Source organism: Natronolimnohabitans innermongolicus JCM 12255 (assembly GCF_000337215.1).
Taxonomy (GTDB): Archaea; Halobacteriota; Halobacteria; order Halobacteriales; family Natrialbaceae; genus Natronolimnohabitans; species Natronolimnohabitans innermongolicus.
On sequence record NZ_AOHZ01000084.1, the window covers coordinates 79,717 to 103,797 of the forward strand.

Below are 24,081 nucleotides of genomic sequence, written 5' to 3' on the forward strand. Positions count from 1 at the left end.
ACATTGGCCACGACTAGATATCGAGCTGATCCAGGTGAGGTTCGATATACTCGTTGGTCGCGTACTCGTCGACGTCGAAGCTGTCGTCGATGAGGCCAAGTTCGTCGAGTTCGTCCATGATTTCCTGCATGGCGGCGGTGTCGATACCGAAGTCGCGGTAGAAGTCGTGTTCCGTCAGGAACTCGTTGACGACGCCCTCGTCGAGTTCGAAGTGATCGGCGGCGAGTTCCGAAACCTCGTCGGTGTTGTTGTAGATGTAATCGATGACGCCGACGTAGTCTTCCATCCACGCCTCAATGGCGGCTTCTTTGTCGTCGAGCGCGTCGTTGCCGGCGACCACGTATGCGAACGGATACTCCTCCTCGAACGCGTCCTGGCTCGAGAAGACCTCGGTGTATCCCTCGTTGCGCGGCTCGACGGCGTACAGCCCGGGGAAAATCCCCACGTCGATAATACCGTCGGCCATCCCTTCGAGGAACGTCGCGAACCCTTGCTCTTGATAGGTGACGTCGTCGTCGGGATCGAGTCCGAGTTCGGTGAGCATCTTCACGTACACCGCGTGAATTCCGGTCCCGGTCGCGTTGACACCCAGGTCAGCCCCCTCGAGATCCTCCGGTTCGGTGATATCCGAGTCGGGTTCCGAGTAAATCTCGAAGCCGAAGTGATCCGGATGCGCATCCCAGAAGTCCGTCGCGATCGCGGTCATACCTCCCGGGACGGCTTCGCCGGCAATTGCGTTCCCGTAACTTTCCGTCGTCACCAGCGCCATGTCCGCCTCTCCGGCCGCGATTGCGTTGATCGAATCGGGCGTACTGGCGTCCTGTGAAACCTCGATTTCGTACTCCTCTCCCAGATTGTCCAGCTCGTCCTGAATATCGGGGATGTCCAGCATCGAACCGATATTTTCGACGGGAACGACGAAGTTGAATCGAAGCATATCCTCGTCAGTTCCCCCCATACACCCCGCCAGTCCAGTCAAGCCCGCGGTTGCTGCGACTGTACTGGTCTTGAGGAATGTTCTCCTGTCACCAGATAGCATATGCCTCCAATNCCCCGCCAGTCCAGTCAAGCCCGCGGTTGCTGCGACTGTACTGGTCTTGAGGAATGTTCTCCTGTCACCAGATAGCATATGCCTCCAATTATGCTACACTGGTAAAAGAGTTGCGCATAGTATAAGGTGCTATACAGCATCTGTGTGCAATATAGTCCTGCCGGAGGACGTCGGGTCGGGCGAACGGAACGGGTGTATCGACCCAACAACAGGTGAGGGAACTATCGGTGATTCATATCGGTAATTCCAATTGACGAACGCGCGACCGCGTTCGCGCGCGCCCTCGCCCTCAATAACCGCCGGAACAGTGTCGGAGAAGTATAGGTAATAATCTCCGGTTGAAGAACTCGTATATCGAACGTTAGGAGATGTTACATCGTACAATGGATAACAGTCCGCAGTCCATCTCCCCCCCATCGGTAGACGTCGGTGTCGACCCGATTTCCCAAGGGGACGTGGAGATCGAAACCTACCAGGTCGTCCGACCCGACGGCTCGTTCGACGCGGATCGGGTTCCGGACGTCGACGACGAAGCGCTCCGCGATCTCTATCGCTGGATGCTGCTCCAGCGCGTCTACGACAACCGCGCGACGAAACTCCAGCGACGGGGCCGACTCGGCACCGTCGCCTCCGGGCGCGGCCAGGAAGCGGCGATTATCGGCAGCGGCTTCGCGCTGTCTCAGGACGACTGGATCTTCCCGTACGGCCGCGAGGCGGGTGCGCTCTTGATGCACGGGCTCTCGATGCGCGACCTCCTGTTGTACTGGCGCGGCATCGAGGACGCCTCGAAGATGGAGGGCGCCAACATCTTCGGCATGGCCATCTCGATCGGCTCGCACATCCCGCTTGCGACCGGCAAGGCCTGGGGAATGCAACTGGCCGGCGAGGAATCCATCGCGTTCGCCAACCTCGGCGACGGCGCGACCTCGACCGGCGCGTTCCACGAAGGGATGAACTTCGCCGGCGTACTCGACGCTCCGGCAGTGTATTTCTGCCAGAACAACCAGTACGCCATCTCGCTGCCCTTCGAGAAGCAGACGAACGCCGACACCGTCGCCCAGAAGGCACTCGCCTACGGCGTCGACGGCATCCGCGTCGACGGCAACGACGTGCTCGCGGTCTACAACGCCGTCTCGAAGGCCCGCGAGCGCGCCCTCGAGGGCAACCCCGTCCTCGTCGAGGCGGTCACCTACCGCCGCGGCGCCCACACGACCAGCGACGATCCGACGCGGTACCGCTCCGAAGAGGAGGTCGACGAGTGGGAAAAACGCGACCCCCTCGAGCGGTACCAGGCCTTCCTCGAGGAGACCGGTCGCTGGGACGACATCGACGAAGAGGCGATCCGCGAGGAGGTCGAAGAGGAGTTCTCCGCCGCCGTCGACGCCGCCGACGAGTTCGAAGAGCGCGGCATCGAGGAAATCTTCTCGTATCTCCACGAGGAGACGCCGCCGGAACTTCAGCGCCAACTCGAGGAGTTCCGCGAGTTGCTGGAAGAGCGCCCGGACATGTACGAGTACATCGAAACGCGGCCGAAGGGATAACATGAACGCGACAATCATTCAGGCGGTCAACGACGCGCTACACGAGGAGATGGGCAACGACGAGCAGACGGTCGTCTTCGGGCAGGACGTCGCCGAGTCCGGCGGCGTCTTCCGCGCGACCGAGGGGCTCAAAGAGGAGTTCGGCGGCGAGCGCGTGCTCGATACGCCGCTGTCGGAGATCGCGATCGTCGGCTCGGCGGTCGGACTGGCGACCCACGGCTTCCGACCGATCGCGGAGATCCAGTTCTCCGGCTTCCTCCCGCCGGCGTTCGACCAGCTGGTGACGAACGCCAGCCGCATCCGCTGGCGAACCCGCGGCGAACTCACCGCGCCGATGGTCGTCCGGACCCCCTACGGCGCCGGCGTGCGCGCGCTCGAGCACCACTCCGAGAGCCTCGAGTCGATCTACGGCCACGTTCCGGGTCTGAAGGTGGCGATCCCCTCGACGCCCCACGACGCCAAGGGGATGCTCATCAGCGCCATCCGCGACCCCGACCCGGTGTTGTTCATGGAGCCGAAACACGTCTATCGCTCCTACCGGGAGGACATCGACGAGGGAACCTACACCGAACCGCTCGGCGAAGCCGCGGTTCGCCAGGAGGGCGAGGACCTGACCGTCATCTCCTGGGGCGCGATGATGCACCAGACCCTCGAGGCGGTCGAAAATCTCGCGGACAAGGGCGTCGACGCCGAGGTCATCGACCTGCGAACGATTTCGCCGCTCGACAAGGAGACCATCGTGGAGTCGGTCAAGAAGACCGGCCGCTGCGTCGTCGTCCACGAGGCCGCCAAGACGGGCGGCTTCGGCGCCGAGATCGCCGCCACGATCAACGACGAGGCCCTGATGTACCTCGAGGCACCGATCGAGCGCGTCGCCGGCTTCGACGTACCGGTCCCGCTGCTCTCGATGGAAGACTACTACATCCCGCCCCCGCCACGTATCGAGGAAGCGATCAAAGACACCGTCGCGTACTGAGGATCCAGACTCCGGCCTCCGCCGCTGTGTTCTTCTGTCTACTATCGTCAGACGGGCAACGCCGACGTGTTCGATCGACGGCGTACCCAACGAGGAACGTTCGTTGGTCGAAGCACCGGCAACTCCTGTTTTTGACCAACATATAGAATTCGAAAAGTAGGTTCGCTACACAGATGTGCAGTTCCCGTTCCGGCAGTGGCCTCACGGTCACTGCTGAATGGTGAGATCACCGCGTATAACATTCCCCAGTCGACCACTGAGAACAGGTGATAAACGTAACGCGGAGGCGACCGTCCATCAGTGTCAGACGGTATCACGCAACTCAGTGAGTCCGACGACTCTCGGAGCGACCCGTCGATGCCGGCTCAAATGTGGGCGGGCAAGACGGTAGCAGCAGGCCTGCGAGCTGGTGATGGGCGCTATTCTCCGACGGTAACGCGTCTGAAATCGAACAGGGAAATCCAGATTCGGATCCAGACGGGCGAGCGCGTCGGAAGCGTCCGCAGGCTCACTCGAGAGGCCGATCGCTCGGTTACCGATTCAACGTGTGGATCGCCTCCTCCCGAGCGTTCTCCGCGGCTTCCATCACCGCCTCCGAGAGCGTCGGGTGAGCGTGAACCGTTCCCGCGAGGTCCTCGAGCGTCGCGCCCATCTCGACGGCGAGTCCGACCTCGGCGATCAGCTCCGAGGCTTCCGGGGCGACGATTTGGCCGCCGAGGACGAACCCCGTCTCGTCGTCGGCGACGAGTCGAACGAAGCCGTCCGTCTCGCCCATCGAAAGCGCTCGGCCGCTGGCTCGCAGCGGGAACTCGCCCACGACGGGGTCACACCCCGCTTCCTCGGCGTCGGCCTCGGCCATCCCGACGGTGCCGATTTCGGGATCCGTGAACACGACCGCTGGGATCGCCTGGTGGTCGAGCGCCGCCGGCTCGCCGGCCGCCACGCCCGCCGCGACGAGCCCCTCCGCGCTCGCCTTGTGGGCCAGCATCGGCTCGCCCGCGACGTCGCCGACCGCGAAGACGTGCTCGAGGTCGGTCCGCGCGTGGTCGTCTGTCTCGAGGAAGCCGCGGTCGTCGGTCTCGAGGCCGATCTGCTCGAGTTCGAGCCCGTCGGTGACCGGCTCCCGGCCGACCGCGACCAGCACGCGGTCCGCCTCGAGGGTCGATTCCTCGCCGTCCTGACTTTCGGTGATGAGCTCGATACCATCGTCTCCGTCCGCATCGTCGCCGGCCGCGAGCCACTCGCTCGCGCTCTCGCGAAAGCGGAAGTCGACGCCGAGTTCCTCGGCGCGGTTCCTGACGATACGGGAGATGTCGTCGGGATAGCCCGGCAGGACGTCCTCGAGGGCTTCTACGACTGTGACGTCGGCGCCGGCTTTGGCGTACGTCGTCGAGAGCTCCATGCCGATGTAGCCGGCGCCGACGACGACCAGTTCGTCGGGGAGCTCGTCGGCCGCGAGCGCGTCGCGCGAGGACCAGACGGGGTCGTCGGCGAAGTCGAAGCCGGGGAGTTCGATCGGACGGCTGCCGGTCGCGATAATCGCATACTCGAACTCGATCGACTCGCTGCCCTGCCCCTCGCCGCCGTGGGCGATTCGAACCGCCTCCTCGTCGATGAACGCGGCCGTTCCCTCGATCAGGTTGACGCCGTTCGCTTTGCAGAGCTTCTCGACGCCGCCGGTGAGCTGGTCGACGACGCCGTCTTTCCACGCGACGAGTTCGCGCATGTCGATCGTCGGATCGGCGTGGACGCCCATCTCCTCGGCGTGGCGAGCCTCGTGGGCGACGTTCGTCGCCGTGATCATCGCCTTCGAGGGGATGCAACCGTAGTTCAGACACGTTCCGCCGTAGGCGTCCCGCTCGACCAGCGTCGCGTCGAGTCCGTGTTGTGCGGCGCGGATCGCGGCCGCGTAGCCGCCGGGTCCGCCGCCGATTACCAGTACGTCAGTCGAAGTCCGCACGTCTCCCATGACCATTATTCGAGCAGTAGCAGTTCAGGATTGTTCAGGTATCGCTTGACCTCGTTCGTAAACTGTGCGGCCTCGGCGCCGTCGACGATCCGGTGATCGACCGACATCGAGATCGGCATCGTCGGCCGGGCGACGACCTCGCCGTCGTCGACCCACGGCCGTTCCTTCATCGACCCGAGCGCGAGAATGCCCGCCTCGGGGTGGTTGATGATCGGCGAGGCGTACTCGCCGCCGATCGCGCCGACGTTCGTGATGGTGAACGTCCCGCCCTGCATCTCCTCGAGTCCGATCGTCCGGTTTCGCGCGCGCTCGGCCTTGTCGTTGATTTCGCGGGCGAGCTCGAGCAGCCCCTTCCGGTCGGCGTTATCGATGACGGGCACCATGAGCCCCGCATCGCTGGCGACGGCGATCCCGACGTTGTACTCGTCTTTGAGCAGGATCTCCTCGTTTTCCTCGTCGAGTTCGGCGTTGATCTGTGGCACCTCCTTCAGCGCCGCCACCACGGCCTTGACCGCGAACGGCATGTAGGTGAGTTTGACGCCTCGCTCGGCCGCGCGCTCTTTGAGTCGCGACCGCGCGTCGACCAGGTCGGAGACTTCGACCTCGTCGTGGTGGCTGACGTGTGGCGCCGTGTACTTCGAGGCCGCCATCTGCTCGCCGATCGTCCGCCGGACGCCGGTGTACGGAACGCGGTCGCCGGGAACGGGGCCGTCAGTTGCGGACGCGCTCGCACCCGCACCCGCGTCGCCGCCAGACACACTCGACGTACTCGAGTCGCCGACCCCAGCCGCGTCGTCCGGAGTGGGCAGTTCGGCCGACTCGGCCGTCGCCGGACCGCCGGCCGCGTACGAGCGGACGTCCTCGGGCGTCACGAACGCCTCGCCGTCGCGTTCCTCGCTCGCCGGTACGGCATCGAGCGAGACGCCTCGTTCGCGGGCGAGACGACGCGTCGCCGGCATCGCCAGCGTCCGATCGCGGTCGGCGCTCCCGCGGTGGTCGACGCGTACGGCACCGTCGTCGCGGTCCGTCGCTGCGGAGTGTGCTCCGCCGGCCGTCGCGGTCGCCGATTCGCCGCCGGCCGCCGCGGCCTCGAGTTCCCCACCGCCGGTCGACTCCGCACCGGCGGCCGAGGCGCTCGCCCGAGTCGGGGCGTCGGACGTGGAATCCGTCGTTCCCGCGCCGGCACTGGCCCCGTTCGCGGCCGCGCGGACGTCGCGCTCCGTGAGGCGGCCGCCCGACCCGTTGGCCTGCAGGGCCGCGACGTCGACCTCGAGTTCGCGCGCGAGTCGGCGGACGCTCGGCGGCGCGAAGACGCGGCCGGACGGGACGGACGCGCCGTCGCCCGCGGTGTCGGGACCCGTCTCGCTTCCGATCGCATCGTCCGGCGTCGGTGCCGTCTCTGGCTCGTCGTCGGCTTCCGTTCCCGCGTCGTCCGGCGCGGTCGACTCGGCCGGCTCGGCGCCCGAGTCGTCGTCGACCTCGAAGACGACGAGAACGTCCCCGACCGGGACGAGTTCGCCTTCTTCGGCCCGCAGTTCCGCGATTTCGCCGTCGTGGGGCGACGGAATCTCGACGAGGGCTTTGTCCGTCTCGACCTCGGCCAGCACCTGATCCTCTTCGACTGTCTCGCCGACGTCGACGTGCCAGGCGACGAGTTCGCCTTCGGCCACGCCTTCGCCGACGTCCGGTAGTTCAAACTCCGTTCTCATCGTGTACTAGAGACACTCACACAGAGCAGTATACGCTCTTCGGTCAGTCCCCGCAGTCACCCGCTCGGTCCCGGACAGTTCGTCGTCGACAGGTCCGATCGTGGCTAACGGGAGCGATACGACGGGTATCGCGCCCGAGAGCCGCCCACGCCGCCAGTTTCGATGTTCAAACGAGCGAGACGTGCGTAATTAACTGATCAGGTGTTCGTAAGGGACGAATAACAGTTATTGTCTAGCGAACCCTCGATCAGCGTATGGAATCTACAGACGCGGCGGAAGGGGCGGGGGTCAAAACGGTCCGGACAGCCTTCGAGATTCTCGAGGCGCTAAAATCGCTCGACGGCGCCACGACGACGGAGGTCGCGGCCCACCTCGATCTACCGAAGAGCAGCGCGTACAACCACCTCCAGACCCTCGAGCGCGAGGGATACGTCGTGAAAAACGACCAGACGTACGAACTGGGGCTCCGACTGCTCGACCTGGGCGCGTTCGCGCGACAGAAACAGACGCTATTCGACGTCGCACAGCCGGAGATGGAGACCGTCGCCGAAGAAACCGGCGAACTCGTCAATCTCCTCGTCGAGGAGGGCGGACGCGGCATCTTCCTCCTGCGCGAACGGGGCGACAATGCCGTGAACGTCGACTCCTACACCGGCCAATCTGTCCACCTCCATACGACCGCACTGGGAAAGACCATCCTCGCACACCTCTCCGAGGAGCGACGAGCGTCGATCATCGAGCGCCACGGTCTCCCCCAGATGACCGAGAAAACGATCACCGACCGCGATCGACTCGAGGCCGAACTCGAAGAGATTCGAACGGAAGAAGTCGCCTACGACATGGAAGAGCGCGTCAGAGGACTGCGCTGTGTCGCGGTGCCGATCTTCAACGACGAGACGATCACGGGAGCGGTCAGCGTCTCGGGTCCGAACAGTCGGATGAGCGAAGACCGAATTCGAGACGAGATTCTGCCGCAACTGAAACACGCCGCGAATATCATCGAACTCAACCAGACGTACTCGTGAGGCGGTAATCGACGGAGATTCGGTCGGACGAGGTGAGTTGGAAAGATGACCTGACTCGAGTTGAGAACAGATCGCCCAGATGGGCGAACGTTATTTCGGCAGTGGCGAACAGCCATCTAGATACCCAAACACCGATATCGAGAGCGCGTTCGCACACCAGACACATGTGACAATTGTTAACACGCAAATAGTCATTTACACAAATACCTGTGTAAACACCCCAATCCATCGACAACGACCAGTCGCAATTGGCCGGAGCAAAGACGCGATATAGATATGTTGAGATATCATTGTGATTACAGTGTAATATTCAATATAATAGTTGTCGGAAGTTCGAAATCGATTGAATGTGAAAGCGGGCCGCGGTGCCAACGCCGTCGATAGTAGCCACGGAACGTCAGTACGCACTCGGTCGCACAGCTGTCGTGTGATCGGTATACCATCTATTCGAACACGGCGAATCTGCCGCAAGAAAACCGTTACTTCGAACAAAAGTCGGATATAGCACGAGATCACGTGACAGTCTACCTACGTACAGTTATTTGTCTGTCTTTCTGTAGAGATAACTGGGGTAAGTGAGGGAACTGTAATATGAATATAGACAGGATCAGAGACGTTGCCATACCTGTACTATAGGAGATATGTTATGGGGTGAGTGATTTGTGAGCGGGGTTGGGTGTGCACCCGGCCGGTAGCCGCCGATTGGCAGTTCGTTCGTCTATTATGAACGGGGAGTTGGCTTGGACGAATGGGATAGGTCGATGGGTCGAATCGAATCGGCGGCGCACGAAGCGCCAGTGGAGCGTTAGGCTGACGAGATTGATTTCCACAGACGGGGGCGGCGTGAGATATTGGGTAAACTTTTTACTGTGTATCCCACACGAACGATTACAATGGATGACGACGAGTCCTTCGACGTTTCACCGCGCGATATCGCCATTCTGAAAGCGAGAGTGGACAATCCAACCTCGTCGACCCGCGAACTGAGCCGCATTCTAGAAAAAGACTACGGAATCTCGCTCTCGCACAATCGCATCAACGAAATCCTGCGGACGATGTCCGAACAGGAAATCTTTCGCGAGACGATCCTCCCGAACCGGGAAATCTTCCGCCACTATTTGTTTCGAATCGCTTTCAATTTCCCGAACTTCGAAGAGAACTGGCGAGACTGCTACGACGCGCTGCAGACCGATCCGCACGTGCTCATGTTTTTCACTGCGGACAGCGATTACCAGTGGCACGCAATCGCGCAGTTTCGGACGGACGACGAGATGGAACGCTGGGTCCACGAATTCTTCAAAACACACGGCGATCTAATTTCAGAATTCCACAATACAATGCTGCACAGCGTCCACAAATTCCAAACTGAAGCCGCCGTCTTCGATAACATTCTTTCAGAAACAGAAGAGGGACGACAGTATCTCGAGCACGACGAGTAATTGAATCACGGATATTTTAATATTCAGTCGTTTTCCAGCACATAGAATCTTCGCTTCGCAATTTATATTACATTGTTCGACGATCCTCCGATATGGGAGTAACTGACCTTTTCGATCCGGACGGCATCGCTGTTATCGGCGCGTCGAAAACACCCGGCAAACTCGGGAACGATGCGATGACGAACATTCGGACCTACGACGGCGACGTCTACCCGGTCAACCCCTCGAGCGAGGGCGAGGTGTACGGCTACGAGTTCGTCGACTCCGTCAGCGAAACGGACGCGGATCTGGCGCTTTGTTGCGTGCCGAGTCCCGTCGTTCCGGAAGTTCTCGAAGAGTGCGGCGAGGCGGGCGTCGGCGCCGCGGTGATCTTCGCGGGCGGTTTCGCCGAGGTCGACGAGGCGGGCGAGCAGCGAGAGGAGGAGATCATCCGCATCGGCGAGGAGTACGACATGACGATCCTCGGGCCGAACACGGCGGGCTACTGCATTCCCGACAGCGACCTCTACGGCTCGTTCGTCCCCCAGATCCGCGAGGTCGAGACGGGGAACGTCGCCCTCGTCGCCCAGAGCGGCGGCGTCGGCATCACCTCCGCGTTCCAGTTCGATCGCGAAGAGTACGGCGTGTCGGCGATGTTCGGACTCGGAAACCGAGCCAACACCGACTTCGCCGAACTCATCCCGCTGCTCGACGACGACCCGCAGACCGAAGCCATCGCGATCCACATCGAGGGGACGGACGACATCGAGAACACCCTGGCAGTCTGCCGGGAGGCCGAGACGCCGATCGTCGCCTACAAAGCCGGCAGCGAGAACCTGAGCGAGTTCCTCGAATCGCACACCGGCGCGCCGATTCAGGACCGCGCGACCTACGAGGACGCACTCGCCGGCGAAGGCGTCGTCTTCGTCGACTCGGTGACCGAACTCATCGATTCGGCCCGCGCGATCGCGGACACGCCGACACCCGACGGAAACAACGTCGGCGTCGTCACGGCTCAGGCCGGCCCCGGCATCATCATCGCCGACGAACTCGATAAGCGCGGCGCCGAGTTCCCCGACCTCGAGGACGAAACCCAGGAGCGCGTCGACGGCGTCCTGCAGGATATCACGTACACGGAGAACCCGGTCGACACCGGCCGGCCGCTCCCCGAGTTCGGTCAGGTCGTCGACGCCGTCGCCCGCGACGAGAATATCGACATCGTCGTCGTCTACGAGATCTACGAGGACTCGCTCGGCTACCCGGTCGAGGAACTCGAGACGCTCGCCGAGGAAGTCGACAAGCCGATCCTGTTTACGGTCGCCGGACCGGACAGCTTCGAGGAAGAGCGACTGCAGATGGAAGCCGCCGGCATTCCGACCTTCCAGGCGCCCGAGCGCGGCGCACACGCGGTCGGCGCACTGATCGATTCGGTCGCCGACGAGTAAGTCCGCCGGAGCGTCGGTTTCCGCTCCCGGTTCCCGTCGTACCGTTCGCTCGACGAAAACGAGTTCTTTTGGAACTAGCAGCTTTTGGAGAAGTAGTGAAATTCATTGCTCGATCGGAACTGCTCACCGATATCAGTAGAGGAACGTGAAAAACGCTAGCTGGAGCGGGATCAGCAGGCAGATGGTCGCGACCGAGCACGCGACCGTCGTTCGGATGACCTCGCCGGTGTCGGCGGTCCCTTCGGCCAGGATAACGATGAGGACGGCGGACTGGTAGGGGAAGAAGTACGCGCTCAGCGCCATCGCTTCGGACATCAACACGGGCGTCAGCGGCAAGCCGGCGGCTTCCGCGTACGGAATGAGAATCGGCGTAAGCACGCTCGCGACCGCGAGCCCTTCCATCAGGAACGCCAGCAGGAACGTGATGGCGAAGACGACCGCGAGGACGACCATGAGCGACGCGTCGGTCGGAACCAGCGCGAGCAGATGCTCCGCCGCATCCTCCGTGAAGCCGGTGTGAGCCAGTCCGTCGCCGATCGCGAAGACCGCGGCGATGAAAAAGATGATCGAGAAGTCGGTCTCGCCGACGCTCTCGAAATCGGTGACGCCGATGTTCGGGAGGAAGGCGAGTACGACGACGGCGACCGCGCCGACGACGGGGTGGAACCCGTGGACGAAGTCGGTCGCCCAGATCGCGGCGCCGACCAGCAAAAACGCGAGCATCCGCCGCTCGGTCCGCGTCGGTCCGCCGGTCTGCGTCGGGAGGTCGACGCTCGAGGACGGATCCGGACGGAACAGGAAGTAGACGATCGCACAGACCATCAGGACGCGAGTGAGTCCCATGATGGGGTACATGTGGAACAGCCACTCGGTCCAGGAGACGTGGTGTCCGGCGATCGAGCCGCCGAATCCGGTGATCATGATGTTCGGAAGGTCGGCGGTGAGAATCCCCGAAGAGCCGTAAAACGTCGCGAACGCGGGACCGAGAAAGAGACCGACGCGGGCCGCGCGGTCGTCGAAGAGGTCTCCTGTCTCCTTGAGGATCGGTGCGATGATGAGGATGCGAACGAGCGCCGAGGGGATCAAAAGCGCCAGCGCGTGGGCGCCGATCGACAGGGCGACGAGGAGGCGTCGATACGTCCGAACCGGTTGAACGCTGGCCGACTCGGAGACCGTCCGTGCGGTGATCTTGCTTCCGGCCCAGTTGGCGAGCCCGCTTCGGCGGGTCGCTTCGCCCATCAGGAGGCCGAATCCGATGAGCCACGTCGCCGGCTTCTGAAAGCCGGTCAGCGCCAGTTCGGTCGAGAACGTAACGGCGATGAGTCCGATTCCGATCAGCCCCGTGTAGGCCGGGGGAACCGGCGTTAGAATCCACAGCGCGATACAGAAGATCGTGATCGAGAGCATCCACGCGGCGTCACCAGTACCGGAGAGTGCGAACCACGTCGTCGCAGCGACCGCTATCGCGAGGGCGAACGCGACCGGCGGGGCTCGAACGGACTCGATCACCGACCGATGGTTCATCTACGAACACACTCACCCAGACCTGGGTTAAATCTATCGGAGAGACGGGAAGACGCCGACGGCTGGACGACGTCACCGATCCGCATATGCCAACAGTTATTACGCATCTTCGTGAGGTATCGATGAATGGTAACTGGGTTGCTCAGAGCCTTCCTTCGATCGCTCGCGGGGCTACTGGAGCGTGCGAACGTCATCGAGCGCTCGCGGCTGCGAGCGACGGTCGATCTCGCGTGGCCGCGTATCGTCACCGGCCTCGCGCGGATGTCGAAACAGACCGCGGACGTAGCGATGGTCGGTCTGGTCCTCGGACCGTCGGCCATCGCCGGTCTCGCGTTCGCGTACGCGTACTGGCAGCTCGGCGACCGCATCTCGCTCGGACTCTCCGGCGGCTCGATCAGCCTCGTCTCCCAACATTACGGCGCCGACGAAATCGGTCTAGCCAACCGGACGATCACCCAGAGCTACCTGATCGCGACGGCCCTCTCCGTTCCCCTCGCCGCCCTCTTTTATTGGCAGGCGGAGTTCCTGATCGGGATCATGAGCAGCGATCCCGACGCGATCCAGTACGGGGCGACCTACCTGCTGATCGTCGCGCCCGCGATCATCTTCGAGTTCTACAACAAGGTTGCCAGCCGCATCTTCGCCGGCATCGGCGACACGTTCACGCCGATGTTGATCCGCGGCGGCGGCGCCGCCGTCAACATCGGCCTCAACGCCGTGTTGATATTCGGGCTCGGCATGGGCGTCGCCGGCGCCGCCATCGGCACCGCCGTCTCGACCGCGCTGATCACGCTCGGGCTCTTCTGGGGACTCGCTGGAAAGCCCTACCCGAACCGAGACGCGCTCCCCGTCGGCTTTACGACGTCGGGACCGCTAATCGACCCGTCGCTGTTGCGGCCGCTGATCAGCGTCAGCACGCCACTGATATTCCAGCAGATCGCGCGAGCAGCCGTCGCGTTCCCGCTGCTTGCGATCGCCGCCATCTTCGGCTCCGTCGCCGTCGCCGGCTACGAGATCGCCCGCCGGACTCGAGACCAGATCAACAGCCTCTCGTGGGGCTTCTCGATCGCCTCGAGCAGCCTCGTCGGACGCCACATCGGCAGCGAGGAAGAAGATCTCGCGGCGGCCTACGGCGACGAGATTATCCGCTTTTCGCTGCTGTCGTACGTCGTCACGGCCGTGCTCGTGATCATCTTTGCGGAGCCGATCGCTCGGCTGTTCGTCACCGATCCGGACGTCATCGACCTGGCGGCGACGTTCGTCGCCGTGACGGCCGTCGCGACGATCGGCCTCGGCCTCGACGAGGCGGCTACGGGTGCGCTGCGCGGCGCGGGAGACACCCGCTGGCCGTTCTACGCGGCGCTGGTCGGGCTCTACGTCTTCGCCCTGCCGATCGCCTATCTCGGCGTCGTCACGCCGCTCGGCGTCACCGCGCTGTACCTCTCCCTGGTCGCTGAGATGTTCATCCCGGCGACGATCACGCTCTATCGATACTACAGCGGCGCCTGGCGGGACGTCAGCCGGTCGCTGCGCGACCGATCGCAGAGCGCGACGGACTGAGTCCGCCGGCGCCCCGCCCGTTTCGAATCACCGTTCGATGAGGACGGTTCGGAAACCGACCACCCCGAGATCCGTCCCGCTCGAGCGAGCCCCACTCGTTCGCTGAGAGAGAATAGCACGATCCATCGCAATCGAAAACCGCGCCGACCGATAATAAACTCGAGCGTGCAGTCGCAGGCGCAATCGATTTTGGCCGTCAGCGGGACTGACCGCGTACACGTACCCAGAAACCACCCAAAACCGGCAGTAGATACCTCTGATTACATGCATACCTGCGTAAACCACTCCGGTATGCGAACATTTTTTACCGGTCGGATAGTAGTGGTTCACAGTGACCGATCGAAGCCAATCGGCCGACGTAGAGCCCACCTGTGGGTGCAAACTCGGTCGCGTCGCAGCGGAGCACGGCCTCTCGACCCTCGACGACGACCTGGTCGCGTACTGGACCGGCGACGGTGACGACCAGATGAGTACGCGCCAGCTCGCGACACACGTCAATCAGCGGGTTCTCGAGGCGGCCCTCGACGAGGCGGATATTATTCCCAAAGACGGCGAAGTGGAGAACACGTACCGGCTGTTGACCGACGACGACGTCAGCAGCGGGACGCGGGTCCAGACGCGCAACGAGTTGCGCCGCGACGGCGTTCCGATCGACGACGTCGAGTCGAACTTCGTCTCCCATCAGACGGTGTACAACCACCTGACGGGCTGTCTCGAGACGGAACTCGAGACGCCGAGCGACGAGGAACGGATCGAGCGAAGCGCCGATAAACTCGGCGCGCTCCAGAACCGAACGGCGGCCGTGACCACCGACACCGTCGAGCAGTTGACCCGCAACGACGTCGTCGATATCGGCGATTTCAACGTGACCGTCTCGGTGACCGTTACCTGCGAGGACTGCCTGCAGGAGTACCCGATTCGAACGCTGCTCGAGGAGCGAAGCTGTGGCTGCCAGGAACGCGACGGCGCTTGAGGCGAAACAGCGGTAATCTGCCGCGAGAGAGCTCCTTTCTTCGGAAATTTCGATGCTAGTGTGAGGGATAAAATATATCTGGAGGCGGCGAGAACGGGGTAGTATGAAAACCGATTTAGAGACAGCGGAACGAGACACCCCGGCACAGGCGACGTTGTACGCCGACAACATCGGTGGAATCGACGAGGCGAAAGTCTCGTTCGAACAGGGAGTGACGGTTCTCTCTGGCCGAAACGCGACGAACCGAACGTCGCTGCTGCAGGCGATCATGGCGGCACTCGGAAGCGATCAAGTCAGCCTCAAAGCCGACGCCAGCGAAGGTGAGGCCGAACTCGAACTCGGGGACGATCTTTACCGACGCTCGCTCGAACGTCGAAACGGCACGATCGTCACCGATGGAGAGCCCTACCTCGAGGATCCAGAACTCGCCGATCTCTTCGCGTTCCTCCTCGAATCCAACGAGGCGCGACGGGCCGTCAGACGCGGTGACGACCTCCGCGAACTCATCATGCGTCCGGTCGACACCGAAGCGATCAAAGCCGAAATCGAACGCTGCGAACAGCGCAAACGCCAGATCGACGAGGAACTCGAAGAACTCGACGAACTCGAGGGACGGCTTCCGGACCTCGAGGCCAAACGCACTCGCCTGAACGACGAACTCGAGGAGCTTCGCGAGGAACTCGAGGCCGCACAGGAGGAACTCGACGAGACGAACGTCGACGTCGAGGAACGCCGGGAGGAACAATCCGAACTCGAGACGAAACTCGAGGAGCTCCGCGAGACGCGGTCGGAGATCGAACGCGTCCGCGAGCGGATCGAGACCGAACGCGAGAGCATCGACGCCCTCGAGGAGGAGCGCGAGGAAGTCGAGTCGGAACTCGAGTCGCTCTCGACGGGCGACGAGACCGACCGCAGCAAGCTCGAGGCCGAGATCGACACGCTACAGGCGGAGAAGGCAGACCTCTCGGAAGAGATCTCCCAGCTCCAGAGCACGATTCAGTTCAACGAACAGCTTCTCAGCGGCCAGGAGTCGATTCTGCCGGAAGGGAGTAGCGACGACGGCGGCGACGGCGACGGCGACGTGACGGATCAGCTCTTAGCCGACGACGAGACGGTCACCTGCTGGACCTGTGGCTCGTCGGTCGCCCGCGACCAGATCGAGACGACGATCGAGCAGCTCCGGACGGCTCGCCAGGAGCGACTCGAGGAGCGCTCGGAGCTCAACACCGAACTGGACGAGCGCCGAGAGACGCTGTCGACCATCAACGAGAACCGAACCGAGTACCGACAGACCCAGCGTCGTCTCGACTCGATCGACGACGAGATGGAGCGACGCGAAGAGCGGGTCGACGACCTGATCGACGAGCGCGAGGAACTCACCGACGAGATCGACGACCTCGAGGCGGAGATCGACGACCTCGAGACCGAAGACTACGGCGACGTCCTCGATCAGCACAAGGAAGTCAACCAGCTCGAGTTCGAACTCGAGCGCAAGCAACGCGAACTCGAAAACATCGAAGAGCAGATCGACGACATCGAAGACCGCCTCGACGAACGCGAGGGACTCGAAGCTCGCCGCGACGACGTGACCGACGAGCTGACCGATCTGCGGACGCGGATCGACCAGATCGAAGCCGACGCCGTCGAGGCGTTCAACGAACACATGGAGAACCTCCTCGAGGTGCTCGGCTACGGGAACCTCGACCGGATCTGGATCGATCGCACGAGCCGCGAGGTTCGCGAGGGTCGACGAAAGGTCACGCGCTCGTCGTTCGACCTGAAGATCGTTCGCAGCACCGACGACGGTGCGGCCTACGAGGACACGATCGACCACCTGAGCGAGAGCGAACGCGAGGTGACCGGGCTGGTCTTCGCCCTGGCGGGCTACCTCGTCCACGAGGTCTACGAGACGGTCCCGTTCATGCTGCTCGACTCCCTCGAGGCGATCGACTCCGAGCGGATCGCGAAGGTCATCGAGTACTTCCAGTCCTACGTGCCGTATCTCACCGTGGCGCTACTCGACGAGGACGCACAGGCCGTCGACGTCGACCACGAGGTCGTCTCGGAGATCGGATCGCCGACGACGCCGTAACGGTCGTCTCCAGCAGTCGGTATCGATTTGCTCGTCGGCAAGGAACGGCTCGAATCGATCGCTCGAGGGCGCTCAAGAGAACAATAGGTACAGAAGTTGCAATAGGTGAAATATTTTGAATAGCTAAAATAGATGAGATTCCGTGAACCAATCGTTTCTCCAGAGCCAAGCGTTTATCAGACGCGAAAGATTCTAGGGATCCATGGATGACGGGCCACAGCCGGGGAAATCGGCCTTCTGGGCGAACGGGATGGCGGAGGCGGATGTGCGACGGCGATCGCGGACTCTCCTCAACACGCTCGACGACGGCCTCTATCACCTCGACGCCGACGGTATCGTCGTCGGCGCGAACGACGCCCTCCTCGAGTCGGTAGGATACGCTCGAGAGGCGCTCCTCGGGTCGCACGTCTCCGCCCTACACGACGGAGACACGGTCGAACGCCTCGAGGACGCAGCGCGGACGCGACCCGAAAGCGACGATAAAGAAGCGCCATCGGCGCTCGACGCGGGTCTCGAGACCGCCGACGGTGGCCGCGTCGCATGTACGCTTCGAATTCGCGTCGTCGAGGCCGCGGACGGCACCACCGAAATCGTCGGCATCGTCCGGACGGACGAAGACCGGGAGAAACCAGCGAAACGGGATTCGCGTGACGCTACAGACGGGTCGACTCGAGTGAAACGCGAGGGAAGCGACGACGCGGACGGTCGGGACGTCTGCATCGTCCTCGTCGACGACGAGGGGACCGTCGCCTGGGTCGACGACGCGGTCGTGGCGAACGCCGCGTGCACCCGCGACGAACTGCTCGGCCGAGACGCGCAGTCGATCCGCGAACTGCTCGCGGAACGGAGCGAAAGTGACCGTGCGTTCGCTGAAGCGAAACGCGAAGACGTCAGCACCAACTCCGGACTCGAGTGGCAACGTCGGCCCATCGAATCGGACCCGTACGCCGGCGGGCGAATCGACGTCTATCGCTGTCCGCACGACCGAACGCTCACACCGGGCGACGGGGAACGAGAGACGGAGTTCGCCTCGCTCGTCGACGCCGTCGAAGAGTACGCCATCTTCCGGCTGGATACGGACGGTCACGTCGTCTCCTGGAACGAAGGCGCGGCGACTATCAAGGGGTACGAGCGCGAGGAAATCCTCGGCGAGCACTTCTCGGTGTTCTACACCGACGACGACCGTGATTCGGACGTTCCCGAACGGAACCTCGAAATCGCTGCCGAGAGGGGCAGCCTCGAGGCCGAGGGATGGCGACGGCGGGCTGACGGCTCGCAGTTCTGGGCGACCGTCACCATCACGCCGATCAGGGAGGACGGAACGCTACAGGGGTACGCGAAGGTCACCCGTGAGATGACCGACCGGCGCGAACGCGAGCAGCGACTGCAAGCCGAACGAGACCTGAGCAACCGCATTCTGGAGACGAGTCCGATCGGAATCGCGGTCATCGACGCGGACGGGACGCCCGTCCGGGCAAACGATCATATGGCGGAGATACTGGGCCGTTCCCACGAGACCACGACGTCGCACATCCTCGAGCAGGTCGACGTCTACGACGCTGACGGCACCGCGGTCCCGATCGACGAACGCCCGGCGATTCGCGCCCTCGAGACCGGCGAAGCCGTCACGGACAGAGAATACAGGATCGAAACCGACGACGACACCGGCGACACCGACCGTCAGTCGCGGTGGCTCTCGATCAACGCCGCGCCGGTTACCGGCGACGACGGAGCGGTTCGTCACGTCGTCGTCGCAGCGACCGACGTGACGGCGTTGAAACGCCAGGCCAAACGCCTCGAGCGACAGCGCGACGACCTGCGGAACGAACTCGACGCGCTTCTCGAGCGGATCGACGACGCCTTCTACGCCGTCGATACGGACTGGAAACTGACCTACGCGAACGAGGCGGTGGCCGAACTGGCAGGCGTGTCGCGAGACGAGTTGCTCGAAATGACCCTCTGGGAGGCGTTTCCCGAGTTCGCCGACACCGACTTCGCCGCGCTCGACCGACAGGCGATGGCGACCGGCGAGTCGCTCGAATACGAACAGTACTACCAACCGGCGGACGTCTGGTTACAGGTCTCCGTTCACCCCTCGTCGACCGGACAGTCGGTCTACCTCAACGACATCACGCAGCGCAAGGCGGCTCGAAACAGCCTGCAACAACGGGCCCACCAGCAGGAAGTCATCGCGGAACTCGGACAGCTCGCGCTCGAAACGGACGACCTCGACGAGCTACTGACAGAAACGTCGAAGCGGGTCGCTAACGCCCTCGGAAACGAGTACTGTTGTGTGCTCGACCTCGATTCCGAAACCAACCAACTGCACGTCAGACAGGGCGTCGGCTGGGAGGACGGGACCGTCGGTACGGCGACCGTGTCCGCGGCCGGCGACTCGCAAGCGGGGTACACGCTCCGCTCGCCGGAACCCGTCGTCGTCGAGGATCTGCCGTCGGAGACGCGATTCACAGCGTCGCCGCTCCTGACGGACCACGACGTCCACAGCGGAATCAGTACGACCATCGGATCGGCCGCCGATCCCTGGGGAATCCTCGAAACTCACACCACCGACCAGCGGTCGCTGACGGTCGAAGACGTCAACTTCGTTCAGAGCGTCGCGAACATCCTCACGGAAGCGATCGAGCGCCGGGAGTCCCAGCAGGAACTCGAGACGACGATCGCTCGACTCGAGGCGTCGAACGAACGGCTCGAGCGATTCGCCTACGCGGCGAGTCACGATCTGCAAGAGCCGATCCGAATGGTCTCGTCGTACCTTCGGTTGATCGAAAAGCGATACGAGAACGCACTCGACGAGGAGGGAACGGAGTTTCTTACGTTCGCCGTCGACGGCGCCGATCGAATGCGCGAGATGGTCGACAGCCTGCTTACGTACTCGCGGGTCGACAGTCGGGAGACCCGACTCGAGCCGGTCGCCGTCGACGAGGTCCTCGAGCAGGTGTGTTCGGACCTCGAACTCAGGATCGACGAGACCGACGCCGTCGTCACGGTCGGATCGCTCCCGCGCGTCCGCGCCGACGAGAGCCAACTCCGCCAGCTCTTCCAGAATGTGCTCTCGAACGCGATCGCGTACGCCGGGTCGGAGCCGCCGCGGATCCACGTGTCGGCCGAGCGCGACGGGGGGAACTGGCGGCTTTCGGTCGAAGACGACGGGATCGGCATCGATCCGGAACACACCGACGGAATCTTCGAGGTCTTCGTGCGCGCCCACTCGCGGTCGGAACACGACGGGACGGGGATCGGGCTCGCGATCTGCCAGCGAATCGTCGAACACTACGGCGGCGACATCTGGCTCGAGTCAGCCCCCGACGAGGGGACGACGGTCTCGTTTACCCTCCCCGCAGCACCCGAGTCAGAGTGACGGGGGAGGACGCGACTCAGCGGTCGTCTCGCAGTTCGGATGCGTCCACCAGTCGCCGACACTCGGAAACAACAATGCGCGTATGTGACGCGTCACTTGGCAAGTTACTAGAATGGGTCAGAGGCAGTCGTATTAGCGCGTCGAAATCGGTTGTTGTGAGTTATAGGTGCAGTAAGCGACGGGTAGCCATCTCCACTGACGATCGAGTTGCACGGGCCCACACGTGATCGCTACGCTCGTGTTACCCGTATACACCGCCCCAGCGATACTGAGTTGCGTTCGGAGCGGCTGTGTCGCATAGAGCCAGAATGTTTCCGTTAGATAAATACTTGTATTGTGACAGTTCGTCCCCTAATCGGAGCTCTGAACTGGGTATAGGGATGCGCGAGAGATTTCGATCCACAGTCCGTTCTACTCGCAGCACTGTTGACCGGATCGCCATCGAACTGGCAGTGATCGTTCACGAGCCGATGAATTAGATCCAATCGAGACAGAATGTTTAAAACTATCAGCGCCAACTACTGGGGTATGGGTCCTCAAAGCGGATTTGACGACATCCTTCTCGTAGAGGACAACCCCGGCGACGTTCGACTGACCAGAGAGTTGCTCAAGAACGCCGAGCAGGACCCGACGCTACACGTCGTCTCCGACGGCGACGATGCACTATCGTTTCTCCGCCAGACCGGCGAGTATCGAGACGCACCACGTCCAGACGCGATACTGCTGGACCTTCACCTTCCTCGAATGGACGGCGAAGAGGTATTACGCGAACTGGACGAGGGACTGCGCGACATTCCGACGATCGTGCTGTCGGGCTCACAGCAGGGTGCCGACCTCAAACTCGACGACGTCGAAGCGGACGTCGACGCCTGCATCGAGAAACCGCTCAGCGCGAAGCGACTCGACGAGTTCGCTCGAGCGAGACACGGTTGAAGGCGTCAGTCTGCCGTCCCGATGGTGATGGCCCAGAGTCCGCCGACGGTCGCCCCGAGCGTCAGGAGGACCGCGACGTGAAATCCATCGGCGTAGGCGACGCTCGCCGTCCCGAGCGGTGGCATCGCGAGCGCGGTGAACCCGATTCCCACGTTGAAGATGCCGACGACCGCCGTGTCTTTTTCCGGCGAGTATACGGTCATGAGCAGCGGGATGTAGAGCGTCGCGGAGCCACCCAGACCGAGCCCGATGAGGAACACGGCGACGAGGAGCCCGGGCGTCGCGGGAACGAACAGCAACGCGATACCGACGGCCGCACAGACGAGCGATCCCAGAAACGCTCGTCGCGAGCCGATCACGTCGGCGAGGTAGCCGCTGCCGATCCGCGAGATGATACTGACGCCGCCGATCAAGCCGAACGCGACCGACGCGGCGGCTTCGGTCATCCCACGAGTCGCGAACAGTTCGACGGCGTATGCTGCGAGCAGTTGGTACCAGGCGAACGAGAGTGCGATACCGACGAACAACAGCCTGAACGTCCGCGTCCCGCCGAGTCGACCGAGCCACGCCACGAGTTCGGCGGCGTCCGCACTCGAGTGAGTTGCCCAGCGCGGGCGGCGACAGACGAGCGCGGCGAGGACGAAGCTTCCAGCGGTCACCGACATGATGAGCAGAAAGCCGCGACGCACGCCGACCTCGGTAAATGCGAACTGCCAGAGCGGCGGAAGGACGGTCAACCCGAGGCCGTTCCCGACGAAGATCAGTCCCGTGGCGGCGCCTCGCCGAGTCTCGAACCAGCGCGGGACGATCGACGCCAGCAGGACGAATACCGTCCCGAGGGCTAGCCCGAGGACCGCGAAGACGAGCGTGAGACCGACGGCTGACGAGACGAGATAGAGCGACGGCGCCAGGGCGGCCGTCGCGACGGCACAGCCGAACAGCAGCGCTCGAGCCGAGTATCGCGTTCCGAAGACGCCGACCAGCCCGGAGCCGATAAAGAACGTAAAGAGCATGACCGCGAAGACGCCGGAGAGTGCAATCGGCGCAGTACCGAAGGCGTCGCTGAACGGTTCGCGAAAGATACCGTACGACAGCGGCGTGCCGAACGTAAAGATCATCGCCACGGCGCCGATAATCGCGACGAGCCAGCTACGGCGACCGTCGGGACGCTCTACGCGGTCAGTTCGCACGACTCAGTCTCGGCGATACGAGGTCGAAAACGTTCTGCTTCACGACTGGTCGTCGAGTTCGGTGACGGTACAGAGGTGGGACGGAGACGACACGCTCGAACCGACGGCGACGTCGCTCTCGGTTCAACAGTCGCGAGGAAAACACAACACCCTACTCTCGGGCAGGAGCAGCGCTATGGACACGATCGATTCAACGCAGGTCGGTCGACGGTGGGGTCCGGTTCGTGGCGGTCACCTCCATGGTATGCTATAACAACCCACCAATAATAATTATTTCCATGGCGGCAACACTCGAGGGGCAGACGGTACCCCCATCGGCCACGGTATCGACGACGTCGATGGCATCGACGGGCGAGTCGGAAGTCGTTCCGGAAACCGAATCCGACTCGAGTGGTCCGATCGGAACAGTCAGGCGAGAGCAAATATTCTTTTGGTGCTGAGTTGCGAAGTGAGCACGAGCCGATGGCCTATGAGACACCGTACTACCTCACTTTCGATGATCACGAGTCGCCGAGCGAGCGACTGATTAGCGCGATCGCAGCCATCGTTGGCGTGCGACCGAGGGAGCTTTCGGCGCTCTACTCCGCGGTCGATCCGGACGCACTCGATGGCATGACGTCGTCGTCGGGCGAGTACTCGCTTTCGTTCGAGTACGAGGGATTTCACATCACCGTCCACAGCGACGGATCGATGCTGCTTCGCGATCCCGAGTCGATACACGCGACCAACGGGACGATTTCGAACGCACTCTTGCTCGCATCGGAGACGGCCGACGATACCTGTACGGATCTGCAGTTTCCCTATCCACCCAGTCACGAGAACGTCCTCAGCGTGACGACCGATCGGACCGCTTCCGCGGTCGTCAACGAGTGGCGACACCGAGACCACGAGCCGCCCGTCAATCGGAAGCTCATCAGTCTCGCCGATTTCACGCGCTCGGCCGACACCCAGTCGGTCACCCTTCCCGGTTCGGTCGAAGCGGACCTCCTCTCCGATCCAGTGGACCTCTCGACGCTTCACAACCGAATCGTCCAGTCACTCGACGCGTGGCAGTCGAATTCGTACGTAACGGTTCTGTGTTTCCGCTCCGTCGAGACGTTGCTCGAAGAGGTCGGGCTAGACGACGTGTACAGTTTCCTCTACAGCCTTACGTCGCGGGTCGCCGACGCGGACGCACTCGCCCACTACCATCTCGATCCGCTCGCCTGCGACGACGAAGCGATCACCGTCCTCGCGCCGCTTTTCGACGCCGTCGTCTCCGATGACGGAACCGGTACGACCGTTCTCGACGGGTGA

The 24,081-nt window shown here is 62.8% G+C and carries 16 protein-coding genes and 1 pseudogene; 11 read left to right on the top strand and 6 right to left on the bottom strand.

What is annotated here, in order from left to right; genetic code table 11:
* Positions 1–13: 13 nt before the first annotated feature.
* A complete protein-coding gene (locus C493_RS17935) occupies positions 14–958 on the bottom strand; it encodes an ABC transporter substrate-binding protein (RefSeq protein WP_241430916.1) in 945 nt (314 codons plus the stop codon).
* 102 nt (positions 959–1,060) lie between these two features.
* A pseudogene (locus tag C493_RS24250) lies at positions 1,061–1,129 on the bottom strand (twin-arginine translocation signal domain-containing protein); the annotation flags it as partial.
* 305 nt (positions 1,130–1,434) lie between these two features.
* On the opposite strand from C493_RS24250, the gene pdhA reads away from it, so the two are divergent.
* A complete protein-coding gene (gene pdhA, locus C493_RS17940) occupies positions 1,435–2,592 on the top strand; it encodes a pyruvate dehydrogenase (acetyl-transferring) E1 component subunit alpha (RefSeq protein ID WP_049889463.1) in 1,158 nt (385 codons plus the stop codon).
* A gap of 1 nt (position 2,593) precedes the next feature.
* Positions 2,594–3,568 (top strand): alpha-ketoacid dehydrogenase subunit beta, encoded by a 975-nt coding sequence (locus C493_RS17945; RefSeq protein WP_007260909.1) that lies wholly within the window; start codon positions 2,594–2,596, stop codon positions 3,566–3,568.
* A 532-nt stretch (positions 3,569–4,100) separates the two neighbouring features.
* Here the strand turns inward: C493_RS17945 and lpdA are convergent.
* Both lpdA and C493_RS17955 read right to left on the bottom strand, forming a co-directional pair.
* Positions 4,101–5,543, bottom strand: coding sequence for a dihydrolipoyl dehydrogenase (gene lpdA / locus C493_RS17950; RefSeq protein WP_007260910.1), 1,443 nt, complete (start codon positions 5,541–5,543; stop codon positions 4,101–4,103).
* Positions 5,543–7,246: a 2-oxo acid dehydrogenase subunit E2 gene (locus C493_RS17955; RefSeq protein WP_007260911.1), complete on the bottom strand. Its 1,704-nt coding sequence runs from the start codon at positions 7,244–7,246 to the stop codon at positions 5,543–5,545. Before C493_RS17955 ends, lpdA begins: the two co-directional genes overlap by 1 nt.
* A gap of 254 nt (positions 7,247–7,500) precedes the next feature.
* On the opposite strand from C493_RS17955, the gene C493_RS17960 reads away from it, so the two are divergent.
* The 3 genes from C493_RS17960 to C493_RS17970 all read left to right on the top strand — a co-directional run bounded on the left by C493_RS17960 (position 7,501) and on the right by C493_RS17970 (position 11,134).
* Positions 7,501–8,271, top strand: a complete 771-nt coding sequence (locus C493_RS17960) for an IclR family transcriptional regulator (protein WP_007260912.1) — start codon at positions 7,501–7,503, stop codon at positions 8,269–8,271.
* A gap of 893 nt (positions 8,272–9,164) precedes the next feature.
* On the top strand, positions 9,165–9,710 hold the full coding sequence (locus tag C493_RS17965) for a hypothetical protein (protein WP_007260913.1): 546 nt from the start codon (positions 9,165–9,167) through the stop codon (positions 9,708–9,710).
* Positions 9,711–9,802: 92 nt separating this feature from the next.
* Positions 9,803–11,134, top strand: a complete 1,332-nt coding sequence (locus C493_RS17970; protein ID WP_007260914.1) for a CoA-binding protein — start codon at positions 9,803–9,805, stop codon at positions 11,132–11,134.
* Positions 11,135–11,266: 132 nt separating this feature from the next.
* Here the strand turns inward: C493_RS17970 and C493_RS17975 are convergent, their stop codons facing one another.
* Positions 11,267–12,658: an SLC13 family permease gene (locus tag C493_RS17975; protein ID WP_007260915.1), complete on the bottom strand. Its 1,392-nt coding sequence runs from the start codon at positions 12,656–12,658 to the stop codon at positions 11,267–11,269.
* Positions 12,659–12,784: 126 nt separating this feature from the next.
* On the opposite strand from C493_RS17975, the gene C493_RS17980 reads away from it, so the two are divergent.
* The 5 genes from C493_RS17980 to C493_RS18000 all read left to right on the top strand — a co-directional run bounded on the left by C493_RS17980 (position 12,785) and on the right by C493_RS18000 (position 21,595).
* A complete protein-coding gene (locus C493_RS17980) occupies positions 12,785–14,218 on the top strand; it encodes an MATE family efflux transporter (protein WP_007260916.1) in 1,434 nt (477 codons plus the stop codon).
* A gap of 331 nt (positions 14,219–14,549) precedes the next feature.
* Positions 14,550–15,191, top strand: coding sequence for a rod-determining factor RdfA (gene rdfA, locus C493_RS17985; protein WP_007260917.1), 642 nt, complete (start codon positions 14,550–14,552; stop codon positions 15,189–15,191).
* A gap of 103 nt (positions 15,192–15,294) precedes the next feature.
* Entirely contained in the window at positions 15,295–17,283 is a 1,989-nt protein-coding gene (locus C493_RS17990) for an archaea-specific SMC-related protein (RefSeq protein ID WP_007260918.1), read from the top strand.
* Positions 17,284–17,485: 202 nt separating this feature from the next.
* Positions 17,486–20,662 carry a PAS domain S-box protein gene (locus C493_RS17995; protein WP_083912440.1) on the top strand — a complete coding sequence of 1,059 codons (3,177 nt, stop codon included), beginning with the start codon at positions 17,486–17,488 and terminating at the stop codon, positions 20,660–20,662.
* 528 nt (positions 20,663–21,190) lie between these two features.
* Positions 21,191–21,595, top strand: a complete 405-nt coding sequence (locus tag C493_RS18000) for a response regulator (protein ID WP_007260920.1) — start codon at positions 21,191–21,193, stop codon at positions 21,593–21,595.
* A 5-nt stretch (positions 21,596–21,600) separates the two neighbouring features.
* Here the strand turns inward: C493_RS18000 and C493_RS18005 are convergent, their stop codons facing one another.
* Positions 21,601–22,785 carry an MFS transporter gene (locus C493_RS18005; RefSeq protein ID WP_007260921.1) on the bottom strand — a complete coding sequence of 395 codons (1,185 nt, stop codon included), beginning with the start codon at positions 22,783–22,785 and terminating at the stop codon, positions 21,601–21,603.
* Between the two features lie 462 nt (positions 22,786–23,247).
* On the opposite strand from C493_RS18005, the gene C493_RS18010 reads away from it, so the two are divergent.
* Complete coding sequence (locus C493_RS18010; protein ID WP_007260922.1) at positions 23,248–24,081, top strand: DUF7504 family protein; 834 nt, start codon at positions 23,248–23,250, stop codon at positions 24,079–24,081.